The sequence below is a fragment of the Arthrobacter sp. 05L421 genome, assembly GCF_056397785.1.
Genome location: NZ_JBFTOC010000002.1, coordinates 131,809 through 152,122 on the forward strand (window position 1 = coordinate 131,809; position 20,314 = coordinate 152,122).

The 20,314-nt window shown below is 64.9% G+C and carries 22 protein-coding genes; 8 read left to right on the forward strand and 14 right to left on the reverse strand.

The annotated features are described in order from the left end of the window. Positions 1-32 precede the first annotated feature (32 nt). From AC1DKQ_RS03560 to AC1DKQ_RS03570, 3 genes are read right to left on the reverse strand one after another with little or no spacing between them, the layout of a single operon-like run. Positions 33-734: a cation diffusion facilitator family transporter gene (locus AC1DKQ_RS03560; RefSeq protein ID WP_476918228.1), complete on the reverse strand. Its 702-nt coding sequence runs from the start codon at positions 732-734 to the stop codon at positions 33-35. Beyond that, complete coding sequence (locus AC1DKQ_RS03565; RefSeq protein WP_476918229.1) at positions 734-1,702, reverse strand: cation diffusion facilitator family transporter; 969 nt, start codon at positions 1,700-1,702, stop codon at positions 734-736. The genes AC1DKQ_RS03560 and AC1DKQ_RS03565 overlap by 1 nt, the downstream gene beginning before the upstream one ends. Further along, entirely contained in the window at positions 1,699-2,040 is a 342-nt protein-coding gene (locus AC1DKQ_RS03570; protein WP_476884710.1) for an ArsR/SmtB family transcription factor, read from the reverse strand. The genes AC1DKQ_RS03565 and AC1DKQ_RS03570 overlap by 4 nt, the downstream gene beginning before the upstream one ends. A 237-nt stretch (positions 2,041-2,277) precedes the next feature. On the opposite strand from AC1DKQ_RS03570, the gene AC1DKQ_RS03575 reads away from it, so the two are divergent. Both AC1DKQ_RS03575 and AC1DKQ_RS03580 read left to right on the forward strand, forming a co-directional pair. After that, positions 2,278-3,027, forward strand: coding sequence for a phosphotransferase (locus tag AC1DKQ_RS03575; RefSeq protein ID WP_476884599.1), 750 nt, complete (start codon positions 2,278-2,280; stop codon positions 3,025-3,027). A 52-nt stretch (positions 3,028-3,079) separates the two neighbouring features. Beyond that, complete coding sequence (locus AC1DKQ_RS03580; RefSeq protein ID WP_476884598.1) at positions 3,080-3,856, forward strand: ion transporter; 777 nt, start codon at positions 3,080-3,082, stop codon at positions 3,854-3,856. A 51-nt stretch (positions 3,857-3,907) separates the two neighbouring features. On the opposite strand, the gene AC1DKQ_RS03585 is transcribed toward AC1DKQ_RS03580, so the two are convergent. From AC1DKQ_RS03585 to AC1DKQ_RS03595, 3 genes are all read right to left on the reverse strand, one after another. Beyond that, positions 3,908-4,870 (reverse strand): NmrA family NAD(P)-binding protein, encoded by a 963-nt coding sequence (locus AC1DKQ_RS03585; RefSeq protein WP_476918230.1) that lies wholly within the window; start codon positions 4,868-4,870, stop codon positions 3,908-3,910. Between the two features lie 142 nt (positions 4,871-5,012). Then, positions 5,013-5,831 (reverse strand): SDR family NAD(P)-dependent oxidoreductase, encoded by an 819-nt coding sequence (locus AC1DKQ_RS03590; RefSeq protein ID WP_476918231.1) that lies wholly within the window; start codon positions 5,829-5,831, stop codon positions 5,013-5,015. 354 nt (positions 5,832-6,185) lie between these two features. After that, entirely contained in the window at positions 6,186-7,304 is a 1,119-nt protein-coding gene (locus tag AC1DKQ_RS03595) for a helicase domain-containing protein (protein WP_476918232.1), read from the reverse strand. Positions 7,305-7,396: 92 nt separating this feature from the next. Here AC1DKQ_RS03595 and AC1DKQ_RS03600 point away from each other — a divergent pair, with 92 nt between their 5' ends. Next, positions 7,397-7,549 carry a hypothetical protein gene (locus tag AC1DKQ_RS03600; protein WP_476918233.1) on the forward strand — a complete coding sequence of 51 codons (153 nt, stop codon included), beginning with the start codon at positions 7,397-7,399 and terminating at the stop codon, positions 7,547-7,549. Positions 7,550-7,600: 51 nt separating this feature from the next. On the opposite strand, the gene AC1DKQ_RS03605 is transcribed toward AC1DKQ_RS03600, so the two are convergent. The 6 genes from AC1DKQ_RS03605 to AC1DKQ_RS03630 all read right to left on the reverse strand — a co-directional run bounded on the left by AC1DKQ_RS03605 (position 7,601) and on the right by AC1DKQ_RS03630 (position 13,026). Next, positions 7,601-7,951: a dihydrofolate reductase family protein gene (locus tag AC1DKQ_RS03605; protein ID WP_476918234.1), complete on the reverse strand. Its 351-nt coding sequence runs from the start codon at positions 7,949-7,951 to the stop codon at positions 7,601-7,603. Between the two features lie 33 nt (positions 7,952-7,984). Then, complete coding sequence (locus AC1DKQ_RS03610; RefSeq protein ID WP_476918235.1) at positions 7,985-8,491, reverse strand: hypothetical protein; 507 nt, start codon at positions 8,489-8,491, stop codon at positions 7,985-7,987. Positions 8,492-8,604: 113 nt separating this feature from the next. Next, entirely contained in the window at positions 8,605-11,271 is a 2,667-nt protein-coding gene (locus tag AC1DKQ_RS03615) for a PEP/pyruvate-binding domain-containing protein (RefSeq protein WP_476918236.1), read from the reverse strand. A 106-nt stretch (positions 11,272-11,377) separates the two neighbouring features. Further along, positions 11,378-11,725, reverse strand: coding sequence for a hypothetical protein (locus AC1DKQ_RS03620; RefSeq protein WP_476884592.1), 348 nt, complete (start codon positions 11,723-11,725; stop codon positions 11,378-11,380). Positions 11,726-12,075: 350 nt separating this feature from the next. Beyond that, a complete protein-coding gene (locus AC1DKQ_RS03625) occupies positions 12,076-12,342 on the reverse strand; it encodes a GlsB/YeaQ/YmgE family stress response membrane protein (protein WP_476884591.1) in 267 nt (88 codons plus the stop codon). A 195-nt stretch (positions 12,343-12,537) separates the two neighbouring features. After that, the gene (locus AC1DKQ_RS03630; protein ID WP_476918237.1) at positions 12,538-13,026 is read right to left on the reverse strand and encodes a MarR family winged helix-turn-helix transcriptional regulator; all 489 of its coding nucleotides are present in this window, start codon (positions 13,024-13,026) and stop codon (positions 12,538-12,540) included. 290 nt (positions 13,027-13,316) lie between these two features. On the opposite strand from AC1DKQ_RS03630, the gene AC1DKQ_RS03635 reads away from it, so the two are divergent. The 4 genes from AC1DKQ_RS03635 (at position 13,317) to AC1DKQ_RS03650 (ending at position 16,422) form a co-directional block, all read left to right on the forward strand. Further along, positions 13,317-14,156 carry an ATP synthase subunit B family protein gene (locus tag AC1DKQ_RS03635; protein ID WP_476918238.1) on the forward strand — a complete coding sequence of 280 codons (840 nt, stop codon included), beginning with the start codon at positions 13,317-13,319 and terminating at the stop codon, positions 14,154-14,156. Further along, entirely contained in the window at positions 14,153-14,566 is a 414-nt protein-coding gene (locus tag AC1DKQ_RS03640) for a phage holin family protein (protein WP_476884588.1), read from the forward strand. The genes AC1DKQ_RS03635 and AC1DKQ_RS03640 overlap by 4 nt, the downstream gene beginning before the upstream one ends. An 18-nt stretch (positions 14,567-14,584) precedes the next feature. After that, positions 14,585-15,181 (forward strand): DUF3618 domain-containing protein, encoded by a 597-nt coding sequence (locus tag AC1DKQ_RS03645; protein WP_476884587.1) that lies wholly within the window; start codon positions 14,585-14,587, stop codon positions 15,179-15,181. Positions 15,182-15,264: 83 nt separating this feature from the next. Then, the gene (locus tag AC1DKQ_RS03650; protein WP_476918239.1) at positions 15,265-16,422 is read left to right on the forward strand and encodes a YihY/virulence factor BrkB family protein; all 1,158 of its coding nucleotides are present in this window, start codon (positions 15,265-15,267) and stop codon (positions 16,420-16,422) included. Positions 16,423-16,434: 12 nt separating this feature from the next. Here the strand turns inward: AC1DKQ_RS03650 and AC1DKQ_RS03655 are convergent, their stop codons facing one another. Then, positions 16,435-17,067, reverse strand: a complete 633-nt coding sequence (locus tag AC1DKQ_RS03655) for a CG0192-related protein (RefSeq protein WP_476884585.1) — start codon at positions 17,065-17,067, stop codon at positions 16,435-16,437. A 429-nt stretch (positions 17,068-17,496) separates the two neighbouring features. Next, entirely contained in the window at positions 17,497-18,564 is a 1,068-nt protein-coding gene (locus tag AC1DKQ_RS03660) for a quercetin 2,3-dioxygenase (RefSeq protein WP_476918240.1), read from the reverse strand. Positions 18,565-19,952: 1,388 nt separating this feature from the next. On the opposite strand from AC1DKQ_RS03660, the gene AC1DKQ_RS03665 reads away from it, so the two are divergent. Continuing rightward, positions 19,953-20,288: a YegP family protein gene (locus AC1DKQ_RS03665; RefSeq protein WP_476884583.1), complete on the forward strand. Its 336-nt coding sequence runs from the start codon at positions 19,953-19,955 to the stop codon at positions 20,286-20,288. The last annotated feature ends 26 nt before the right edge of the window (positions 20,289-20,314 follow it).

The following is a 20,314-nucleotide window of genomic DNA, read 5'->3' on the forward strand; positions in this document are numbered from 1 at the left end:
GGGGCTACATCGGCAGGTCGGTTCTCAGGTCTTTAGCAGCAGTCTTCACCTCGCCACGCCTCGCGGCCTTCCTTGACGGCGACAGCGGCGACGAGAAGGCCAACGACGGGGTCAAGCCACCACGCGCCGAAGAGCGCGTTGCCGGCCAGACCGATCAGGACAGCGGCTGCTGTCGCGGCGCAGAGCAGGTTCTGGGTTCCCTCTCCTGCTGTGGCTCCGGAGTTCAGCCGGGCACCGAGGCGGTGTTTCGCGATGCCGAGTACAGGCATGACCACGCTTGCCGCGGTGAGCACAATACCCAGGAGGCTGTTTTCGGCCCGGTGCCCGGTCGCCAGATCGATGACTGATTGGATTCCAATGTAGGGGGCCAGGAGCCAGAAACTGATGGCCACCCCTTTTTGTGCCCGCCCCTCTGCGGTATCGGAGAGGGTGCGGGACCCGGTGAATCGCCAGATGACAATGATGCTCGCCAGGCCCTCGACGGCCGAGCTGAGCGCCCAGCCGATCAGGGATACGGAGCCGGCGGCGCCGCCGGCGACCAGGCCGAGCGAACCCTCCAGAACCATCCAGACCAGGCTGAACCAAGACAGCAACCGGACGGTACGGGCGTTCCTGATCCAGGCGGAGTCCGGAACGGCGGGAACGTCCGGAGTGCAACAGCCGTCCGCGCAAGAGGACGCTTCTTCGGGTGCAGGCTTGTTCCGGCCCAGGGGCAGGGGCGGGGGCCCGGTCATCAGTGCGTTCCTGTCTCGTGGACGGCGTGGCCGGCGGGTTCGAACTGGAACGTGGAGTGCTCGACGTCGAAGTGCCCGGTCAGGCAACTTTGCAGCTCATCGAGGATGAGGGGGGCGTGTCCGTCGTGGAAGCAGCTCTCGTCCAGGACGACGTGTGCGGACAGCGCGGGCAGGTCAGAAGTGACGGTCCAGACGTGCAGGTCATGGACGTCATGCACATGGCCCGATTCAAGGAGGTGTTCTCTGACCTGGTCCAGATCGATACCTTCCGGGGCTCCCTCCAGGAGGATCCTCCCGGAGTCCCGCAGCAGGCCCCATGCAGCGTGGAGCATCAGGGCCACGACGATGAGGGATGCGATCGCGTCGGCGCGGGTAAAGCCGGTGGTCAGGACGACGAGGCCGGCGATCGCGGTGGCAATGAACCCATACAGGTCGGTGAGGATGTGCTGGAAGGATCCTTCCACGTTCAAGCTGGACCGGTTGGCTTTGGCTAGCACCCACACCGCCACCAGATTCACGATGACCCCCAGGATGGCGACGACCAGGACGGGTCCACCTGAGACTGGGGGCGGATCAAGGAGGCGGTGGATGGCCTCAACCGCCACGAGGGCGCTGATGACCAGCAAGGTGATGCCGTTGGCGGCAGCAGAGATGATCTCCGCGCGCTTGAATCCGAAGGTCCAGATCCCACGCGCCGGACGAGCGGCCAGGTTCATCGCCCACAGCGACGCAGCGATCGCGCCGGCATCCGTGAGCATGTGCCCGGCGTCCGAGAGCAGAGCCAGGGACCCGGAAATGACCGCGACAATCACTTCGACGATCATGAACCCGACAATCAGCGCCAAAGCGGTAACCAGGTACCGCCGGTCAGCGTTCGTCGATATTCCGTGGCCGTGGCCGTCGTGTTTGGACGCGGACGTCTTCCCTGCCTCGTCGCGCGGGTGGTCGTGAACGTGACCGGCGCTCATCGCACGTTGTCGTTCTGTGCGGGACCGTTACCCTCGGGATGAAGGGCGACAGTGTGTCCGGTATGGGTCAACCCCAGGTCCAGCAGCATCCGCACGTGCGCGTCATCCAGCCGGTAGTACGCCATCCGGCCCCGCCGGGAGACCGAAACCACCCGGTGGGCGCGCAGCAGGCGCAACGCATGGCTGACGGCGCTCTCGCTCATTCCCGTCGTCGCAGCGAGGTCACAGACGCACAGTTCCCCGGCCTCCAGTAGTGACGTCAACAGCCGCAAGCGTCCCGGATCGCCCAGAAGGGAGAACACATCGGCCAGTTCTGCGATGTCGTGGTCTGAGGGCATGGCCTCCCGGACAAGTTCGACCTTGTCGGGGTCGACCAGATTCACAGCGCATTCATCGACAGCTTCACGGGCAGCCACGTAACCTCCAACATCTGAACAATTATTCAGATGTCAGTATAACTAAGGCAAACCGAAAGTACCTAGCCACAGCTTGCAGTCGAGGGTGGGCACCGGTCGGGCCGCCCTAGTGGGTCCCGATCAAGTTGACACAATCACCGCAGCCAGTAGCCTTCTGGGATGGTCGAGGACGAGAAGGAACTGACAGGGGGAAACGCGTCGGAAAGTGTCGTGCGCGTAGGTGACACCGTCCGAAAACCTTGGCTGGAAAACTCTTCCGCAGTGCAGAGCTATCTTGGTGCGCTCCGGTCATCTGGCGTGGATGTTCCTCAGCCCCTGGGCCGGGACGACGACGGCCGACATGTGGTCGAGTACATCGAAGGAGTACTCGCGCTGGATCAGTTGCCGCTCGGGCAGGACGATTTGCTACGGGTTGGCCGGATGATTCGGCAAATCCATGATGCGAGTGAAGGAGTCGTGTTTCCCCATCCGGACGACTGGCACATGCTGCTGCCCGCTGAAAATCCGAATCTGATGTGCCATAACGACCTCGCTCCGTGGAATCTCATCAGAGGAGACCGCTGGGTGTTCATCGATTGGGATGGCGCCGGTCCCAGCACGCGGCTGTGGGATTTAGCGTACGCAGCGCAGTCGTTCGGCCAGCTGTGTGACGGGCAACCACTGGAAGATGCGGCTTTGAGATTGCGCGCCGTTGTTGACGGGTACGAAGCCGATGGCGCGCTACGCAAGGCGCTGCCGGCCGCGATGGCGAAACGAACAGCGGCGATGTTCAATCTCCTGAAGTTCTCGAACCAGACAGGGTTCCAGCCCTGGGCCGACATGTACATTGATGGACACGGCGAGCACTGGCGAGCCGCTGCTCAGTACGTCGTACTGAATCAAGCGGTCTGGGAGCAGGCCCTAGCGTAGCTAGGCGAAAATAGTGTCGGCCATGCCGCTGCTCGCATGCCAGAATCCTCATATGAGCAAGGAACGCAGTGAACTGAAGAGCACCGGATACGAGATCTTCATTGGTATCCTTTCGGTCCTGTCGATCGTCAATCTCGTGCTCTTGTATGTCGTGCGGGACACGTCGCTGGACACCGTGCTCACGGTGATGAACGGCATTTTCAGTGTGATCTTCCTCGCCGACTTCCTCTACCGGATTGTCACCGCGCCATCGGCGGGCGCCTATTTCTTCAAGCACTTTGGCTGGGCCGACCTGTTGGCCAGCGTGCCGTTGGCGCAGTTCAAGATCCTGCGGATCTTCCGGCTGGTCCGTGTGTACCGCCTGCTCCGCGAGGTCGGCGTCCGCACTGTCGGCCGCGCGCTGATCAAAGACCGGGCTGGCAGTTCCCTGTACGTACTGTTGCTCATGGGCATTTTGGTCTTGGAATTCGGAAGCCTCACGATGCTCCGCGTCGAGCAGTACGCCCCCGGGGCCAACATCACGAGCGCCTCGGATGCCATCTGGTACACGATCGTCACGATCTCGACAGTTGGATACGGTGACCAATATCCGGTCACCGATCTGGGCCGTGTCATCGGGTCAGGCATTATCGTCCTCGGTGTGGGTATCTTCGGCACCTTCACCGGTTACCTGGCCAACTTCTTCCTGGCTCCCAAGAAGGATTCCGCACCGCCCGTCGATGCGGCTGACACGAGTACCGGGACAGTCGAAGGGCTCCGCCTGAGCCTCGAAGAGTCCGAAGCAAAGCTCGCCCAGATCAGAAAGCTGCTAACCGGGCCAACCCAATGAACGCGCCGCTCCGAACCAAGAGCGGGTGTTTCCGGTGGGTCGCGGCATCCATCATGACCTGTGAACGGTAGCTCTTAGACTATTTAGGCGTGGCCGTTGGCTATGGAGGTGCTGCTCCAGGACGTCCCGGGCGGTGGTCCATTTTCGGCTTCCGTACCGGTCGTTGTTGATGTAGCGCAGAGTCGCGTCTCCGCTGAACATGCTGGCGAAGTACTGCATGCCCTGCCACGGCGGGAACGGTTCGGTAGAGGCAAGCACGATGGCTCTGACTGCCCGGCTCATGGCAGTCAGTGAACCAACACTGCCCGCGTAGAGGAGCCGGAACTGCGTTCCGGTCAGGTCGGTCATGGTGGAGGCCAGGGTCCTTGCCGTGGTCTGGTCCCCGGCGATCTGGAGGACGCGGGGCGCCCTCTCGTCGACGGCGGCAGCGGCTGTGTAGGTGGCGGTGTCGTCTTTGGTGGTGAAGTCGAGCACTTGGTCGGGGTCGGACCAGAAGAGCACACGGCGCCGTGAGAACAGGATCATTGGTGCCTGCCCGGAGAGCATGTCGGTGAAGGCGCCGTTGAGGATCGATGTGGCCTGGATTTGAGTGGTGTCCAGTCTCTGAGCGAAGTCTCTGCGAAGCTCCAGATTCCGGTTGCTTCGAGGCCGGATGCCACGGTAATCGATGGAGAAATCGGACGGGATGAAACGGGGCACGCCCACCGCGGCCGCCGCCTCCAGCAAGCGCGATTGAGCACCCAGGATAACGCTGTCGAGACCGTTGATCGCCGAGACCACACAGTCAACATCCGTGCAGGCCCTTCGGAGAGCGTCCGGATCATCGTAATCGGCCTGGATCACTTCGGCGCCCCGGGCGCGTAGTTGTGCGATCCGTGCCGGGTCGGTCTGTGGCCTAGCCAGGACCCGAACGGTGGCCCCCAGGGCGATCAGGTTCCGCAGGATTAGACCGCCGAGATCGCCGGTGGCGCCGGCGAGAAGGACTGTGCCCGGAGTGGGTGTCGTTGCGGTCATGGATTGCACCTCAAGTGATGTCTGGTGGAAGTCCGCTAAAGACTACCAACAGCGGGGGAGAGGGATTCCGGGTGCGGCACCGGCCGGGCGCCCTCAACCGAGGGGGTCGAAGGCCCAACCCAACTCATCTGGGGGCTCGCCCCTAGGAACCGATGTCCGCCAGTGTCAGCGCCGGCGGCGAACTTCCGTCGATGTCCAGTACGCCAAACTCCTTGGCAACCGCGGCGGCGACCAGCACGTGGCCGGTCCGCGCCATCAGGTTCGGGTCGTGGAACAGTGCGTTGATCACGCGGCCGATGAACTCAGGGCTTTCGCTGGTCGACAGATCGAACGCGCCGCTTTTCGCCGCAGCCACAACCGCCTCGGTTCGAACCAGGCCGGGGTAGAGCGAGGCCACCGGAACAGCGAACGGTTTTAGCTCGACGGCCATGTCGGAGGTCATCTTGTCCGTGGCAGCTTTTGCGATGCCGTAGATCGTGTTGCCGAGGTGACGCTGCGCCGACCAGAAGCTGATGTTGATGATCAAGCCGTGGTGCCGTGGCGTCATCATCCGCGCCGCATGGGCCGAACACACAAATGCCGCTCGCACTCCGGCGTCCATCATGCCGGTCCAGCGATGCGCCGGCTGATCCCAAAACGGCGCAGGCCACGTGAACGCGCCGCCTTCGACCATTTTCTCGTAGCCGCCCCAGGCGCAATTGACGAGGAGATCGAGGCGGTCGCACTCGGACCGGATCGTTTCGAACACGTGCGCCGTTTCTTCGTCTTTGAGATGGTCGCAGCGGAGGCGCCGGATCCCCGGCGGCAGGTCCGCCTGGTCGATCGAGCGGCCCGAGCCGTAAACTCGAAACCCCGCTTCCAGCAGGCCAATCGCGATGCCCCGGCCGACGCCTCGGCTGGCACCGGTCACGAGCGCCACGTCTCCCGTCGGCGCTTCATTGCGTTCGCGTTCGCTGGTCATGCTGAGCGGCCCCCGCCTGCGTTCCGTTGCGTTCCGTTCCGTGATCCCCATGATAGGCCGGAGCCGGCGCCTTGGCGCCCGGCCCCCGCACGTCGCTTCGCGCCGCTCAGCGTTCCCCACATCGTGACCGTCGGGTGGCAGTGACGGTCGTTGGCCGACGTCAGGGTTTTGAGGATGACGAGTTGCTGGGTGGCCCGGGTCATCGCGACATAGCGGTCCACCGCGCCCTCGATGCCCGTGTCGAACGCGCCCGGGTCGACGAGGACCACCAGGTCGAACTCGAGTCCCTTCGCCAACTCTGGGGTCAGTGACCTGACGCGGGACGTCGCCCGGAACGGCCCGGTCTCGATGCCCCTAGGGCCGATGACGCAGGCGGTCCCGTCGGCATGCGCGGCGAGCCAGGTGTCGAGGCTTGAGCCCAGCTCCGCCGTCGACCCATGGACAACGGGGATGCCGCTGCTGCGGATCGACGTCGGCACGTTGGCGTCCCAAGTCGCCCAACTTGTCCTGCAAATCCTGCCCGCGCAGCATCGACATCACCAGGATTTCGGAGTCGTCGGCCGCGATCAGGTCGTCGACCACACGGTCCATAAGCTCTCGCTCCGCATCCACGACGGCGTCCTGCCGACGCTTGCGCCGTGAGGCCTCGGGGTCGCCGAGCCGTTGCCGGGCCGCATCCAGGAGCGGCAGGTCGGACACCGTCCAGGCCCGGGCGTCGTGGCGCTGCAGCTTCGTGACCTCGCCCGGACGGAGCCAGGGGGCGCACATGTACAGGTATGCGGGCACCGGCCAGAGGTCGCCGACAAGGTCCGGGTAATTCAGCAGCGGCCACGCCCTGCTGAACGCGTTGACCAGCTCCATGTTCTGCGCCAACGCCCTGCGGAGCAAGCCGTCCTGGACGTCGTCGCCGTCGTACTTGTCCACAAGGATTGTGAGCAGTTCCTCCCAGACGTCGTCGCGTGCCACGTTGTGCGGGGTGCCGGGCTCTGGTGCTGCGAACGCCTCGGCCCACTCGTCAACGCTGAGCCAGAGGTCGGCATACGGCGTCTCGATCTCCATCCCCTGGGTGGGCGGTTCCGCATAGAACCTGACGGCCGGTTCGATGGCTTTCACCATGCCCGCGGACGACTTCAGGAGGGCCACGTCCGGGTCGGTCTCGATCGCTGCGGCGGATCCCTCGGGGACGAGGTCCCGCAGCGTGCAGGTCCGCACGCCTTCCTCGCCGAGGCAGGGGAGGGCGTCGGCAACGTAGGCGAGGTAAGGCCGGTGCGGTCCAATGAACAGCACACCACCTTTGCTGTGGGCACCACGGTGACCGAGGCGGGGGTCGGCGTAAAGGAGGTAGGAGGAGCGGTGCAGGGCGACGACTGTCTTCCCCGTACCTGGACCGCCGTCGACGACGAGAGCGCCGCGGGACGGTGCGCGGATGATGGCGTCCTGGTCGGCCTGGATGGTGCCGAGAACGTCCCGCATCCGGGCGGAGCGGCTGCTGCCCAGGCACCGGCCGCTTCACGCCGCTGCAGGGCGCGAACCCGACCATCGGCGCCGTCGATGCGCCCGAGGAGGTGCCGGAAACCCGGATCGAGGCGATCTATCCGCGCTCCCGGCGCAACGCCCTCGTCGATGCCGCCCTGTCCGCCCATCCCTACGATACGCCGGCGTTCATGACCTTCCCGGTCGATGCCAGCGTGCCGGATGGAACGGGCCACGGGGGCTAGCGCAGCAGGGGAACACGAGGTTCCCGACGCCGGAACGGGCAGGATGACGCCTCAGGCCGCTGCCGGCGCCATCCGGAGTGCCAGCATCCCGCCTTCGAGGAGTTCAAGTTCGACGATGTGCAGCGTGTGCCGGGTTCCGTCCTCCGGCAGCATCTTCTTGCCACTCCCGAGCACGATGGGCGAGAACAGCAGAACGTACTCGTCGGCAAGGTTCTCCGCCATGACCGTCTTGACGAGCGTCGGGCTTCCCCAGACGATCACGTTTTCCCGTTCGCGAAGCGCGCGGACCCTGCCGGGTGTGTCGTCGGCGATGACCGTGCTGTTGTTCCAGTCCGCGTGGTCCATGGTGGTCGACGCAACGTTGTCCAGAGCGGTAGAAGCAGTGACAGTGAGCCTGTCCATGAGTCTCTCCTGCGGGTCGGTGCCGTTTGGCCTTTATCCGCGGCTTCTGAGCCGGAGTGTTCGTGCCTCATGGATGGCGGCCAGGGCAACAGCGCTGGCTGCGAGCCGGAGGGCGTGGACCCTGTACCACCGTTTCAGCAGCGGATTGCGCCGCATCTCGCTGAGCGGTTGTGGGCTGAAGAACAGGGCGGGGTTGATGGACCGGAGCAGATACGCGGTGGCGGCCGCGCCGGTCGTCGAACTGGCAGCAGCGACTATCAGCCATGGCCTGCTGTCGGCATGCTTCCAGCCTGCCACGAGGGCAGCGATGGCCGCTGGTGCGTTGATCGGGGCGATCGGGGCGTAATACCGGCCGGGGCTACCCGCGCCAAAGGGCGACCGGGGGAGTTCACGGCTTGCTTCCGCGGCCGCGACGCGGTGAGGGATCTTGACGAGGGCCTCATAGAGATTGCCGAAGAACCAATGCGCATGGCTGAACTCCGCCACACCCAAGAGCCGAACGGTGAGCAAATCCCGGCGGCCGGAGGAAGTCTGTCCCATGCCGACAATCTACCGCCGATGCTGTTCGCCTGGCCACGCAATCCGCAGGAAGTGGAGATGCTGAAGGTCAACATCGGATCAGTGTTGCACGGTTGCGCCCCGGAGGGGATCGGTCATGGCCCCTGCGTGACGCTCGGATCCTCGATCGCCACGGTGCCGGCGTCGCCGTCCACGCGGATCCGCTGGCCGCTGGTCAGCCGCTGGGTGGCGACCCCGGTGCCGAGCACGGCGGGGATGCCGTACTCGCGGGCCACGATCGAGCTGTGGCTCAACGGTCCGCCGACGTCGGTGACAACGGCCGATGCCATCGCGAACAGCGAGGTCCAGGCGGGAGTGGTGATGCGGGCCACCAGGACATCGCCGGGCACCATCAGGCCGAAATCCTGGGGGCCCTTAAGGACGCGGGCCGGAGCGGTGACCCGGCCCGAGCTGGCGCCGACGCCCTTGATGATGTCGCCCAGTTGGTCCTGTGAGCCTGCGGGCATCATTTTCCCGAAGGCCCCCTCCATCCACCGGCTTTCCGGGAGCAGTTGCGGGGCAGCGGCTTTGGCTTGCCCCCGCCACAGCATCTTGCGCTCCTCGACGGCGTCGGCGCGGACGGGCCGGTCGGCTCCGGTAATTGCCACAGTGGTCAATGCGCCCGGCGCGGCGAGGCCGAACTCGACGGCGCTTTTCAGCTCATGGCGGCGCAGCCAGAAGACGTCGGCAGGCTCGGCGATGACGGCGGAGTCCACCAGCCGCCGTCCGAGTTCGAGCAGCATCCGCCGTAGCAGCGGCCAGGCCAGGCCGACGTCGGCCAGGGCGTCCTCGCGGACCGGGGCGGCATTCTGAGCCCACCGGAGCAACCGGAGGAACGCCGCCTTGCGTTTCGGCCCGAGCCGGCTGATCGCCTGGTTGGTTTGGTTCTCCCTGCGCTCGGCCGACAGTCGCTGGCGCTCGTGTGGGTCGTTGCCCTGTCCCCGCAGATAGAACTTCACCGTCTCCAGCAGGGTCGAGGGATCGTCGGCCGGCAACGGGCTGACGAAGTCGAGGTTGTAGACCGCATGGCCGAACCGGTCGAGGTGATCCCGGAAGCGGGGATGCCATTGCTGCCAGAGCGCCTGATCGACGCCGGCCGGCGCGATCCCGGAGCGCTGCGCGTCGACCAGTCCCGCTGTGGTTTCGTTGAGGATCGCCGGGGCCAGCCCCGGAACTTCCCGGGCCCAGGCCGCCAGATCGAACAGCGACTTCTCCGCCCGGATGGGCTCGCTGTCGTAGCCGAGGAGGAACGTCTGGGCGGGAGGATCTCCGTCGCGCCGAACGAACCTGTCGTAGTAGGCCCGGAACGATATTTCGCTTGTTGCGGCGATGGGAATGATTGACTGCACGGCCGTGTAGTAGACGGTGCCGGCGTCCAGCAACGCCTGCACGCCCTCGAACAGTTCCTGGCCGGAGAGCTCCTCGACGGGGGACGCGGACCAGTCTTTGATCGCCTGCTCGTAGCGCGGATGCGAAAACTCCCGCCAGCCGGCCACTCCCATGTGCGCCTTGCCTCTGACCAGCGCCCGTACTGCGGTCAGCGACTTGCCCATCATCCGCCACATTCCCGAGGTGCGGTAGTAGTAATAGGCGTAGCCGTTAATGGTGGGCAGTCCCACGTCGTCATCGCGGATGACGTTCTTCCCGACCGCCTCGGCCATCAGGGCTCGCAACGAACGGGCCACCGAGCCGTCTATGAGGTCGGCGAACAGCGGCGAGAGCGGGTCGGGCAACTGTTCCACGATACTCGCCCGGAAGTACATCCCCTTCGGGTACGGCACCGTCCAGACAGCCGGCGTGTCAGCCGTCGGTTCAGGCAGTGCCGTGATGGGCCGGGATTGCAGGATGAAGAACTCGCCGGCGGCCCGTGCCCACTCGATGTCCTGCGGCACCCCGAAATGATGAGCAATCCGCGACCCATAGCCGGCCAGTGCGGCCGCCGACTGGTTGTCCAGAACGGGCTGACGACGCCGCGCGGCCGGCACCGGCTGCTCCCGCGTGCCGTGGTCCGCGTAGACAGTCATGACCTCCTTATCAGCCGTGCGGCGCGACAATACCGAGCCCGTGGCTGCCTCGACGACGACGTCATCCGTGGTCACCGTACCGCTGACCACAGACTCGCCCAGACCCCACGCGGCACTGATCACGATCTGGTCGCGGCGCCCGTTAGCCGGATTGGCGGTGAACATGACCCCGGCTGCCTCGGCGTCGACCATCTGCTGGACCACCACCGCGAGGCGTACTGCGTCCGGCCCGACGCCCTCGCGGGCCCTGTACGCCATGGCACGCGCCGTCCACAGTGATGCCCAGCAATCGGTCACGGCCTCGGCCAAAGCGTCTGTACCGCGGACATTAAGGTAGGTTTCCTGTTGCCCGGCGAAGCTGGCCGAGGCGAGGTCCTCGGCCGTGGCAGAGGAGCGCACTGCCACAGCCGAATCCCCGTTGCCCAGGCGCCCGTAGGCATCGCCGAGTTCTGCTGCGATCACGGCCGGCATGGTGCCGCCGGTGAACAGGGCGCGGATCCGCTTCGAGGCATCCTCGTAGTCCTGTGGCGCCGCCAGCGGCGGCAGTGCGGCCAGTTCGCGGATGCCGGCCTCGAGGTGGTTGGCAGCCACAAAATCCGCATAGGCCGCGGTGTTCAACACAAACCCCGGAGGAACCGGGAGCCCGGCCTGGGTGAGGCCGCCCAGTCCGACGCCCTTGCCGCCGGCCACATCGACGTCGCCGTGTCCCACATCGGCGAAGTCGTTGATGTAGGTCATGACCGTGCGTCCTTTCTGCCCGGCGCCGGATAACTTGTTGGAACCCGATTCCCAACATACTGGCACTGCCGCAGGCCCGAGGCCATAGCTGCACCTGCCGTCGGTTCTAGTCCTTGTCGAGTTCGTCAAGGAGGGACTTCGCCGCTTTGGCGATGTCGTCGTGGTCGTTCTGGGCGGCCCGGCTCTCGATGGCAAGAATCGCGCAGCGGTGCAGCCGCCGGAAATCCCCAAAGGGAAAGCTGTAACGTCCCTTGGTGTCGTCGGGTTTCTCGGTGTCTTCGCCCAGATGCCACGTGCCGTACTCGGTGTAGCCGTGCCGGTCGATGAACGCGTTTTCCTTGTCAGCGTCAGGGGCGTGCTCGCTCCAGTCGCCCCGGGTATCCCGGGCAATCGTTGCGTCCTTGATCAGACGTCGGGCATGGCGCAGCGCCTCGGTGTTGAGCTTGATCGTCATGGGGGTCGTTTTCGCTCTCTGGGTGCCGGTCAGGTCAGGGAGTTTTCGGGTGCCTCTGGCGGCTGGCCCGCACCACGTGAGACGTAAACTTTCGTGCCCGCACCTCTGCTCACCGTTGTGGGGCGGTTGGAGCGAAGACCTCGGCCGCGGGAGACTTCCGGAGTCTGTGCTCCACGAAGGCTTGCGGGGCAGCCGGGCCAGTCTTGGGCTTGGGCATCGTGCAGTGTGAAAGCCGGCTGTGTCAGGGGAGCACCCCGGGCGTTGCGTCCCGGGGTGTCACAGCACCGGCCAGCAGCCGTCTAAAAGAAATCGCAGTCCGCCCCTAGGGGAAGATCATGCATGCAATGGCTCTAAGCCCTGCTTCGGCGCCCGGCAACGGCGCCATAGATCAGAAGCACAATGACGGCCCCAAGAATTGAAAGGAGCCAGGTCCGCAGGTCAAAGAAGTCCGCGAGGCCTCCTCCGAAGATCAACGAACCTATCCAGCCTCCGAGGATTGCGCCTACGACGCCGACAACGAGTGTAATAAGCCAGCCGCCTCCCTGCCGTCCGGGAAGGACCGCCTTGGCGATAGCTCCTGCGATAAGGCCGAGAATGAGGAACGCAAGAATTCCCATTACTGTACTTCCTTTCGGTAGACCGGTCGTGGAATGCGGCCGTAACCGCGATTTAATCAGCATGCGTTGTGTCGTGCAATACCCGGTGTCGTGGTTGCTGTTTGCGGCGCTCCCTTCGCGGCCTTGCATGCAATGGATGCGGCGGCTGGCCCCGGGTCACGGATGGCAGGGAGATGGGGATCCGCGCGCGGGAGCCTAGTCCTTTGGAGTTGCCGGGTCAGGTTTGGCCGCCGAAGGGGCACTGGCGCCTGGAGTCCTCGGCCGGGGGGTCTGGAAGAAATCCACAAACCGTGCGAGTTGTTCCGACAGGATCTCCCACCCGTCGAAGTCCGCGGGGACGGCAGCCCTCTCTGCCTGGCGGGCCGCACGCAGGGCGACACTTCCGGCGTCCGTTATCTGGACGTGAAATTGACGTCGGTCAGCTGGATTGCGTGTCCTCGTGACCAGACCTCCCTCTTCCAGTCGGGCGAGGACGCGCCCGAGTGTCTGGCTCTGTACATGAACCTTGGCGGCGAGCTGTTCCTGGTACATGGGGCCGGGTGCCACGGCTTCCAAGGCGATGACGGCTGCACGTGTCAGTCCCAACGGTGCCAGGGCATCGTCGTGGAGCCGCTGGACTAAGCGGGCCGCTGCGGTCAGAAGCCGGTAACCGTCCCAGGCGTGGGGCTCAGGGGCGTGGATCACGAAGAGGGCCTTCCTGATTGGGTGGCAACGAAATCACGTTGTCAGGGACGGCGCCAATATGTGCCGACGTCCTGCTCCACACTAAGCATGTCTTGCATCAATTTTGCAAGCATGCTTACTATTTTTCATGCGGGAAGCCCGCGCCGCACGCTGTTTCCCCTTCGATTTTCGCTAAGGCCTTGCGAAGCAGATAGCAAGTGTGCTTACTATCTAGTTAGTAACCGTGCTTACTAATTCATCCGGTCCGCCAGCCACGATCCCAAGCAGACCATTCCTGAAAGAGAGCAACGATGACAGAGAACCCATGGGCCCAGGCAACACCCCAGGCTTCCACTGACCAGTACGCCGGCGTTGGCGTGGTGCCCCCTCAAGGTGCGGAGCGCGCTGGCTCAAAACCGGAGGCAGCCAAGGAGGAAGCGGCGGACGTAAAGCGTCAGGCCACAGACGCAGCCCAGAACGTCGCGGAAACGGCCAAGACGGAGGCAGCCAACGTCGCCGCCGAGGTCAAGACGAATGCCATGGGCCTGCTGCACCAGGCCAAGTCTGACCTCACCGATCAGGCAGGGACCCAGCAGCAGAAGGTCGCCGAAGGCCTGCGATCCGTCGCCGGCGAACTGCATTCCATGGCCGCTGCCTCCGATCAGCCCGGCGTGGCCAGCGACCTAGTCCGCCAAGCCGCAGAGCGGTCCTCCGCCGTCGCGTCCTGGCTCGATAACCGCGACCCTGGTTCGCTCCTGACGGAGGTAAAGTCCTTTGCCCGCCAGCGCCCGGGCACGTTCCTCTTGCTCGCGGCCGGGGCCGGTGTACTGGCCGGGCGTCTTAGCCGCAGCCTGAGCGCCGGGGCCCCCGAGACGACCGGAATCACGGCTACCGGAACGTCCGCCGCCGGCCGGATCCCCGATACCGGGGTAGCGGTTCCGCCGCCGCCGGTGCAGATGCCGGCTCCGCAAACCACGACGGCGGGCTACGCGGACACGTATCCTCCGAATCCGCTGGACTCCGAGTTGGGCGCTATCGATCCCCTCCGCGACGCCGCGCCGGGCCGCCGGACCTCTGAGCCCCTTGCCGGCGAGCCCCTGCGGTCGGCTGATCCGTTGCGCGATGACCCCTTTGACGGCGGCCGTCGATGAGCAGCGAAATCCCTCCCACCGCCGCCCACGCGAAGGCGGAGTCCAATTCCCTGGGTGACCTGCTGGGCGAGGTCACGCGGGACATGTCCACCCTGATGCGGCAGGAAGTGGAACTGGCCAAGGTCGAACTCAAGCAGTCCGCCACCCGGGCCGGCAAAGGGACCGGCCTGCTGGCCGGCGCCGGCGTCGCTGGCCACTTCGTGCTTCTGTTCCTGTCTGTGGCGCTCTGGTGGGCGCTAGGGACCCTGATGGGTCTGGGGTGGTCCGCCGTGGTGGTCGCGGTCATCTGGGCCATTGTTGCCGCCATCCTGGCGGCCATGGGCCGCAAGGAACTCAACGCGATTAAGGGCATGCCGCAGACCGCCGAGACCCTGCAGGAAATCCCGCCCACTTTGAAACCCAACTCTTAGATCCAGCGAGGAAACACGATGAGTGAAAACCCGGATGTCATCCGAGCAGATATTGAAGCAACCCGCGCCCGCCTGGGCACCAACGTGGACGCCGTCGCAGACAAGGTCACGCCGTCGCACATTGTCCAGCGGCAAACAGACAAGGTTAAGGACGCCGTCTTTGGAGTGAAGGAGAGGGTCATGGGAGCCGCGGACCACACCGCCGACAACGTCCATTCAGCCGCAGGAAGCGCCGGCGCGCACGTGAGTGACGCCGGTTCAGCGGTCGCGGCCGCGCCGACCCAGCTGAAGGCGAAGACCCAGGGGAACCCGCTGGCCGCCGGGCTGATCGCTTTCGGCGCCGGCCTGCTGGTGTCCTCCCTGATTCCGGCCAGCCAGAAGGAGCGTGAAGCCGCTGATGCCCTCAAGTCGGCCGCCGAGCCGCTGACGGCGGAACTGACGGACGCCGCCAAGCACGTGGCCGAGGGGCTCAAGGAACCCGCCCAGGAAGCTATGGAAAACGTCAAGGCCACTGCGGCGGACGCTACCGAACACGTCAAGGCAGACGGCCAAACGGCTGTGGCGGACGTCAAGGACCGGACCGCCGAAGCCAAGGACAACGTTCAGCAGGCCTGAGGCCGCATCTGAATCCAGCCGGCCGCCCTCGCTAATGCGCTGGGCGGCCGGCCACTTCGCTTAACCCCAAGAAGGACTTTTCCATGGCCAAGAACCCTGCCAAGGCAGAAAATGACTCCATGACCGACGCCGAAACGGACCATAGCAGCACCGCCAAGGCCCGCACGGCGCCCGCTCCGGACGACTCCCGCAAACCGGACAGCCCCACCGACGTCACCAAGCCATCCTGGAAGTACATCGCCAAGAAGACCCTGCGTGAATTCACGAAGGACCAGTGCCCGGATCTCGCCGCAGCCCTGACGTACTACTCGGTTCTCTCCATTTTCCCGGCGCTGTTGGCCCTCGTGTCTTTGCTGGGCATATTTGGGCAGGCCGGGAAGACCACATCTGCGCTCCTCGAGATCGTCCAGGGCTTCGCGCCCGGCGACACAGTGAACGCCATCCGTGGGCCAATCGAGCAGCTCAGCAGCTCCTCCGCTGCCGGACTCACCCTGGTACTCGGCATCCTTACCGCCCTGTGGTCCGCCTCCGGGTACGTCGGGGCGTTTGGCCGGGCCATGAACCGGATCTACGAAATCGACGAGGGCCGGCCGTTTATCAAACTTCGGGGCACGATGCTCCTGGTCACGATTGCCACCGTGCTCATCGTCTTGGTGCTCTCAGCCATGCTGGTCCTGAGCGGGCCGGTGGCCGAGGCGGTCGGCAACGCAATCGGCCTGGGGGACGTCGTCCTGACGGCGTGGAACATTCTCAAGTGGCCGGTGATCCTGCTGCTCGTGATCCTGGCGATCGCCATCCTCTACTACGCCACGCCGAACGTAAAGCAGCCCAAGTTCCGCTGGATGAGCCTGGGGTCCACAATCGCCTTGGTGATCTTCCTGCTTGCGTCCCTGGCCTTCGCCTTCTACGTTGCCAACTTCAACAGCTACGAGAAGACCTACGGCGCGATCGGCGGCGTCATCATCTCGCTGCTGTGGCTCTGGATCCTGAACATGTCGCTGCTGTTCGGTGCCGAGTTCGACGCCGAGATGGAGCGTGGCCGCCAGCTCCAGGCCGGCATCGAGGCCGAGGAGACCATCCAGCTGCCGCCTCGGGACACGAAACAGAGCGACAAGCTGCAGGCCCGCGAGGAAGAGGACATCCGCCGCGGGCGGGAACTGCGGGAACACCAGGGGGACCAGCACGAATTGCGGGACGGCAACAACCATCCCAGAGACAACGAGGGAGTGGACCGCACCTAGCTTTCGAAAGAGTCAGGCCTCGCTGATTGCGGCGAGTTTGACGCCGTTCTTTTGTCCTTCCCAGGTGCCCGTCAACGTGAGCCGGCCGACTGGCTGCTCGCTAAGGTCCAGTCGCCGGACAACGACTAAGTGGAGGCCGGCAGTCTCGATAGCCGTGCCGGCGTCGACGGGGCGTGGGGTAGCCGAAGTGACGTCCGGAACTGCATCGAGTTTCGGTCCGGTGCTGTGCACGAAGACCGACTGGGCCAGGAGTTCTTGTGTTCCCCCTTTTTGGAGGTATTGCTCAGCCTGCGGGCGGCCCAGCATGATGCTCGCCGCCAGCGCTGCCACGTAGATGGGATCGGCGCAGGCATCGTAAACCCATCTGGGGCCGAGAACCGAGTGCTGCATCGTTCCGACTAGCCATGGTTCCGCTCCGGCCAGGGGCTGGGCCCTGTACGTGAGGGGAACTTGAACGGTGGATCCGCCCACCGAGACGATGATCGTTTCAATGCCGACCTCACCGGCGGGGTCGTCGAACCGGTAGGAGCCTACTTTGCGCAATCCTGCCGTGCCGGGCTCAGTGAACCACGGCTGGCTGGGCAGCCACTCTTCGAGAAGTTCAAGTTTCGTCGGCTGCAGTTCTGCCTGATGAATGATCGCCATGGCTGCAAGCCTAAACCCGCGGCCCGGGGGTGTCCCCGCAGAATGAGCCCATGAGGCTATTTGAGTCCGAGATGTCAGTTATAGATGCGGCTTTGGATCTGGCTGCCACGCTCGGAAGCCTAATCACAGGGTCGCTGCAGCTGCGATGGATGCCGCCGGGACGATACACCGGAGTGAATGTCTATCACTTCACCGGCGGCCCGCGCGCCGAACTCGTCGCTCTCCGTGCGGCTGCCGCTGCTGGGCCGGCCCCCTTCTGACGATCGCCGCGGCGGGGAACGAAGGGCGCGGACTCATCCCCCCGTGCGGAAGATGCCGTCAGGCCATGCTGGACGACGACCACCATCCGCTACGACGATCCCGATAGCGCTCGGACCTGCCTTATTCGTGTTCGAAGATGACCAGCGGCGCCCAGATGTCCAGCGCTGCCTAGAAGTCCAGCGCTGCTCGGCGCTGCGGCGGGGGACCCACCACTGTCAGGTCCATCTCGGCCTGGGCCCGGCCGAAGCCCTCCATGTCCATGTATGGCTGGCCGCCCTCCGTGTACATGTAGTCCTCGGTGGGCTTGTTGAAGTATTCGAAGAAGCCGTTGAAGACCGAGGGCGTCAGGAAACCAACCATCTGGGTGTTGTGGGAGTCGAAGGCGAAGGAATGGATGGTTCCCGCCGGAGCGTGGAGGAAGTCACCCTTGGTGAGCAGCGCCTCGCGGCCGTTGGCGTAGATCCACATCCGGCCCTCCGTGCAGAGGAAGTTTTCCGTGTGCTGTTCATGGAAATGCAGCGGAATGTAGGGAGATTTGGCGCCCTTGGTGTGGACGGCAAAGTAGTTCGATCCCGTGTTCGCCGGCCGGGACAGGTACGTGAACATGGTCTGGTAGCTGACCAGCCGCTCGCCCTCGCCGGCGCTGAGGAAGTATGGGCTCTGGGCGGACGGCAGTCCGGCGTCCTGCCGGAAGGACGGCGCCACCCGTTCGACGTCGGGGAACGTCATGCCGAATTCTGCGCCCACCTCGACGCACTCCCGCAGACTGAGCTTTCGTCCCGCCGTGACAGGAGGGACGTGCGAATCGATGGGGGTGCCGACGCGTTCGTAATAGGCCTCGGCGCCGCCAGGAGTCATCCAGTTCAGGAACCGGGTGTAGTGGCTCGCCATCCGGTACGCGTGCGGGGTTCCTGGCGGGATCACCACGGAATCCCCGGGAGTCAGGATCCGGCTTTCTCCCGGCAGCCAGACATGCAGGATGCCGTCGAAGACGTACAGCGTCTTGTGTTCCACGGCATGGGTCACAAACGGCGATTCGGCTCCCATGCCGCCGGAGATGTAGGCGGCGCTGAAGATTCCGCCGGTATCCGCCGCCCGGGCGATAACTGTGACCAGCTGGCCGTTGATCTCATAACGGGCGCCCTCGCCCGACGCCATGTAATACGGGACGGCGTCGCCGGGAAGCACATTCGCCACCGGCAGCTGCTTGTTCATTTCCTCAACGCTGAGGGACATCGCATCCTTCTTTCCTGTCAATGGACCGCGGGCTGTCCGCAAGACTGCCTTGGATTCCCCGCCGCGACGACATCCATTTCCAATGGATGAAACACTTCTGCCGCTTCGCACTGAGGAGAATGAGAGCGGTGGGGCCCACCCGACGACCGCCGGCGCTAAACGTTGACCGTCAGCGTGACGGGCGATGCCGTCTCCGGCCCGCCACATCCGACTGTTCCGCCGGTCCGCTGCCACGCTAGGGACGTCTTTTTCTCGGCGAGAGTCTTTCCTGTTGAGTCGAGAGCGCGGACGACCACTGATCCGGGGGAGTCGATTTCGAACCCAAACCGCCAACTGTCCGAGCCGATCTTCTCTACAACGATGCGACGCACGGTGTGACCACCGCCCGGCGCGGTACCGAGACCGTTGGCCCCGGTTGGAGTTGCCGTCCCGGATGGAGGTACGGCCTGCGGTGCTTGGCTCTCCGCCGCCCGGGAACATGAGTCCGGGGTGCACAGCTGCACCCACGACACGTTGCGGGTGTCCCCATCCAGGGTCACGGTGACGAAGTTGATCCACGCGATGGCCGGGCAAACTCTCGCGCACCCCCCGACCGGCACCAGTGACGGCAGCAAGACTGTCAGCCATGCAAGGGATCGCAAGAGCCTCATGCGGCCAGCATAAGTCCCGGTCACTTAAGAGGCTACGTCCACGGTCTGCAACGAGTCGGGCTTTCCTATGCGAACATCACTGAGGCCGCCAATGGCGCGATGAAGGTGCGATTGGGAGTGGCTGATACAGGGCGGCGTCATGCGCGTGGGCCTAGATGTCAGCGGCGTTCGCCGATACGGTCTAAAGTCCCTGTTTTCGTGTCAGTCCTCCCGGCTACTCTTGCGTGAGGCGCATGGCGGTCCGTAATGCGAGCCGGTGCGCCTTCAGCCAATAACAATGGGGGTACGTTGTCCAACGATTCAGTCATGACCTGGCTTCCCGGTGATGCGGGCCGCACAGCGGCGACAGAGCCTTCCGCACGGGGCGACGCCGTCGCCCCGTGTTGGGACCGGGTCATCCCGCCGCCGTCTGAGGGTGCCAGTCGCGTTGCCTACTGCCGCGACCATTGGCCGCCCTTGTAGGGGCACGGCGGCGGCAGGGCCCTGGCGCCGGCATTGTTTCCTACCCCGCAGCGTACCGGGGTGGCCTCGCGGACGGCATTGTTGGCTGCTATTTACCTAGGATTTACGTGGCCGGCCTTGTGGGCGTTTCAAGGCCGCAGCGAGACTAATAGGACGCAGCTGACGTCATCAGTTCAGCAGCGAGGACAAACCAAACCACTGGGAAGCAGCGAGGCTTTCCCGTCTCTACCGTGGCGATGATGCCCGGACGGGGAGCCCACACATCGGAGGATCGTCATGGCCGGCACATTTGAACTCTTCGTAGATGCTGATGCTTGCATCAGGTTCCGGCTCAGGGCACCGGATGGGGCGGTACTGGCCGTCTCTAAGGGATTTGCAGACAAGCCTGCTGCTGTTGCCGGCATCAGGGCCATGCGCGAGTACGCCGGCATGGGGCTGATCAGTGACCTGTGCCCGGACGAGTTGCGCGCAAGTCCACCGGCACCGCGGACTAGGACCGCCCCCACACCGGTGCCCGGCGTTGACCGACGGGTGCACGACAACGATCTCCGCATCCGCGCCCGGGCCCTCCGCCGTCCGGCGCACGGGCCCGGCGCAATCGGCGTCGGCTGATCCGGCAGCATAAGCAGGAGCCGGGG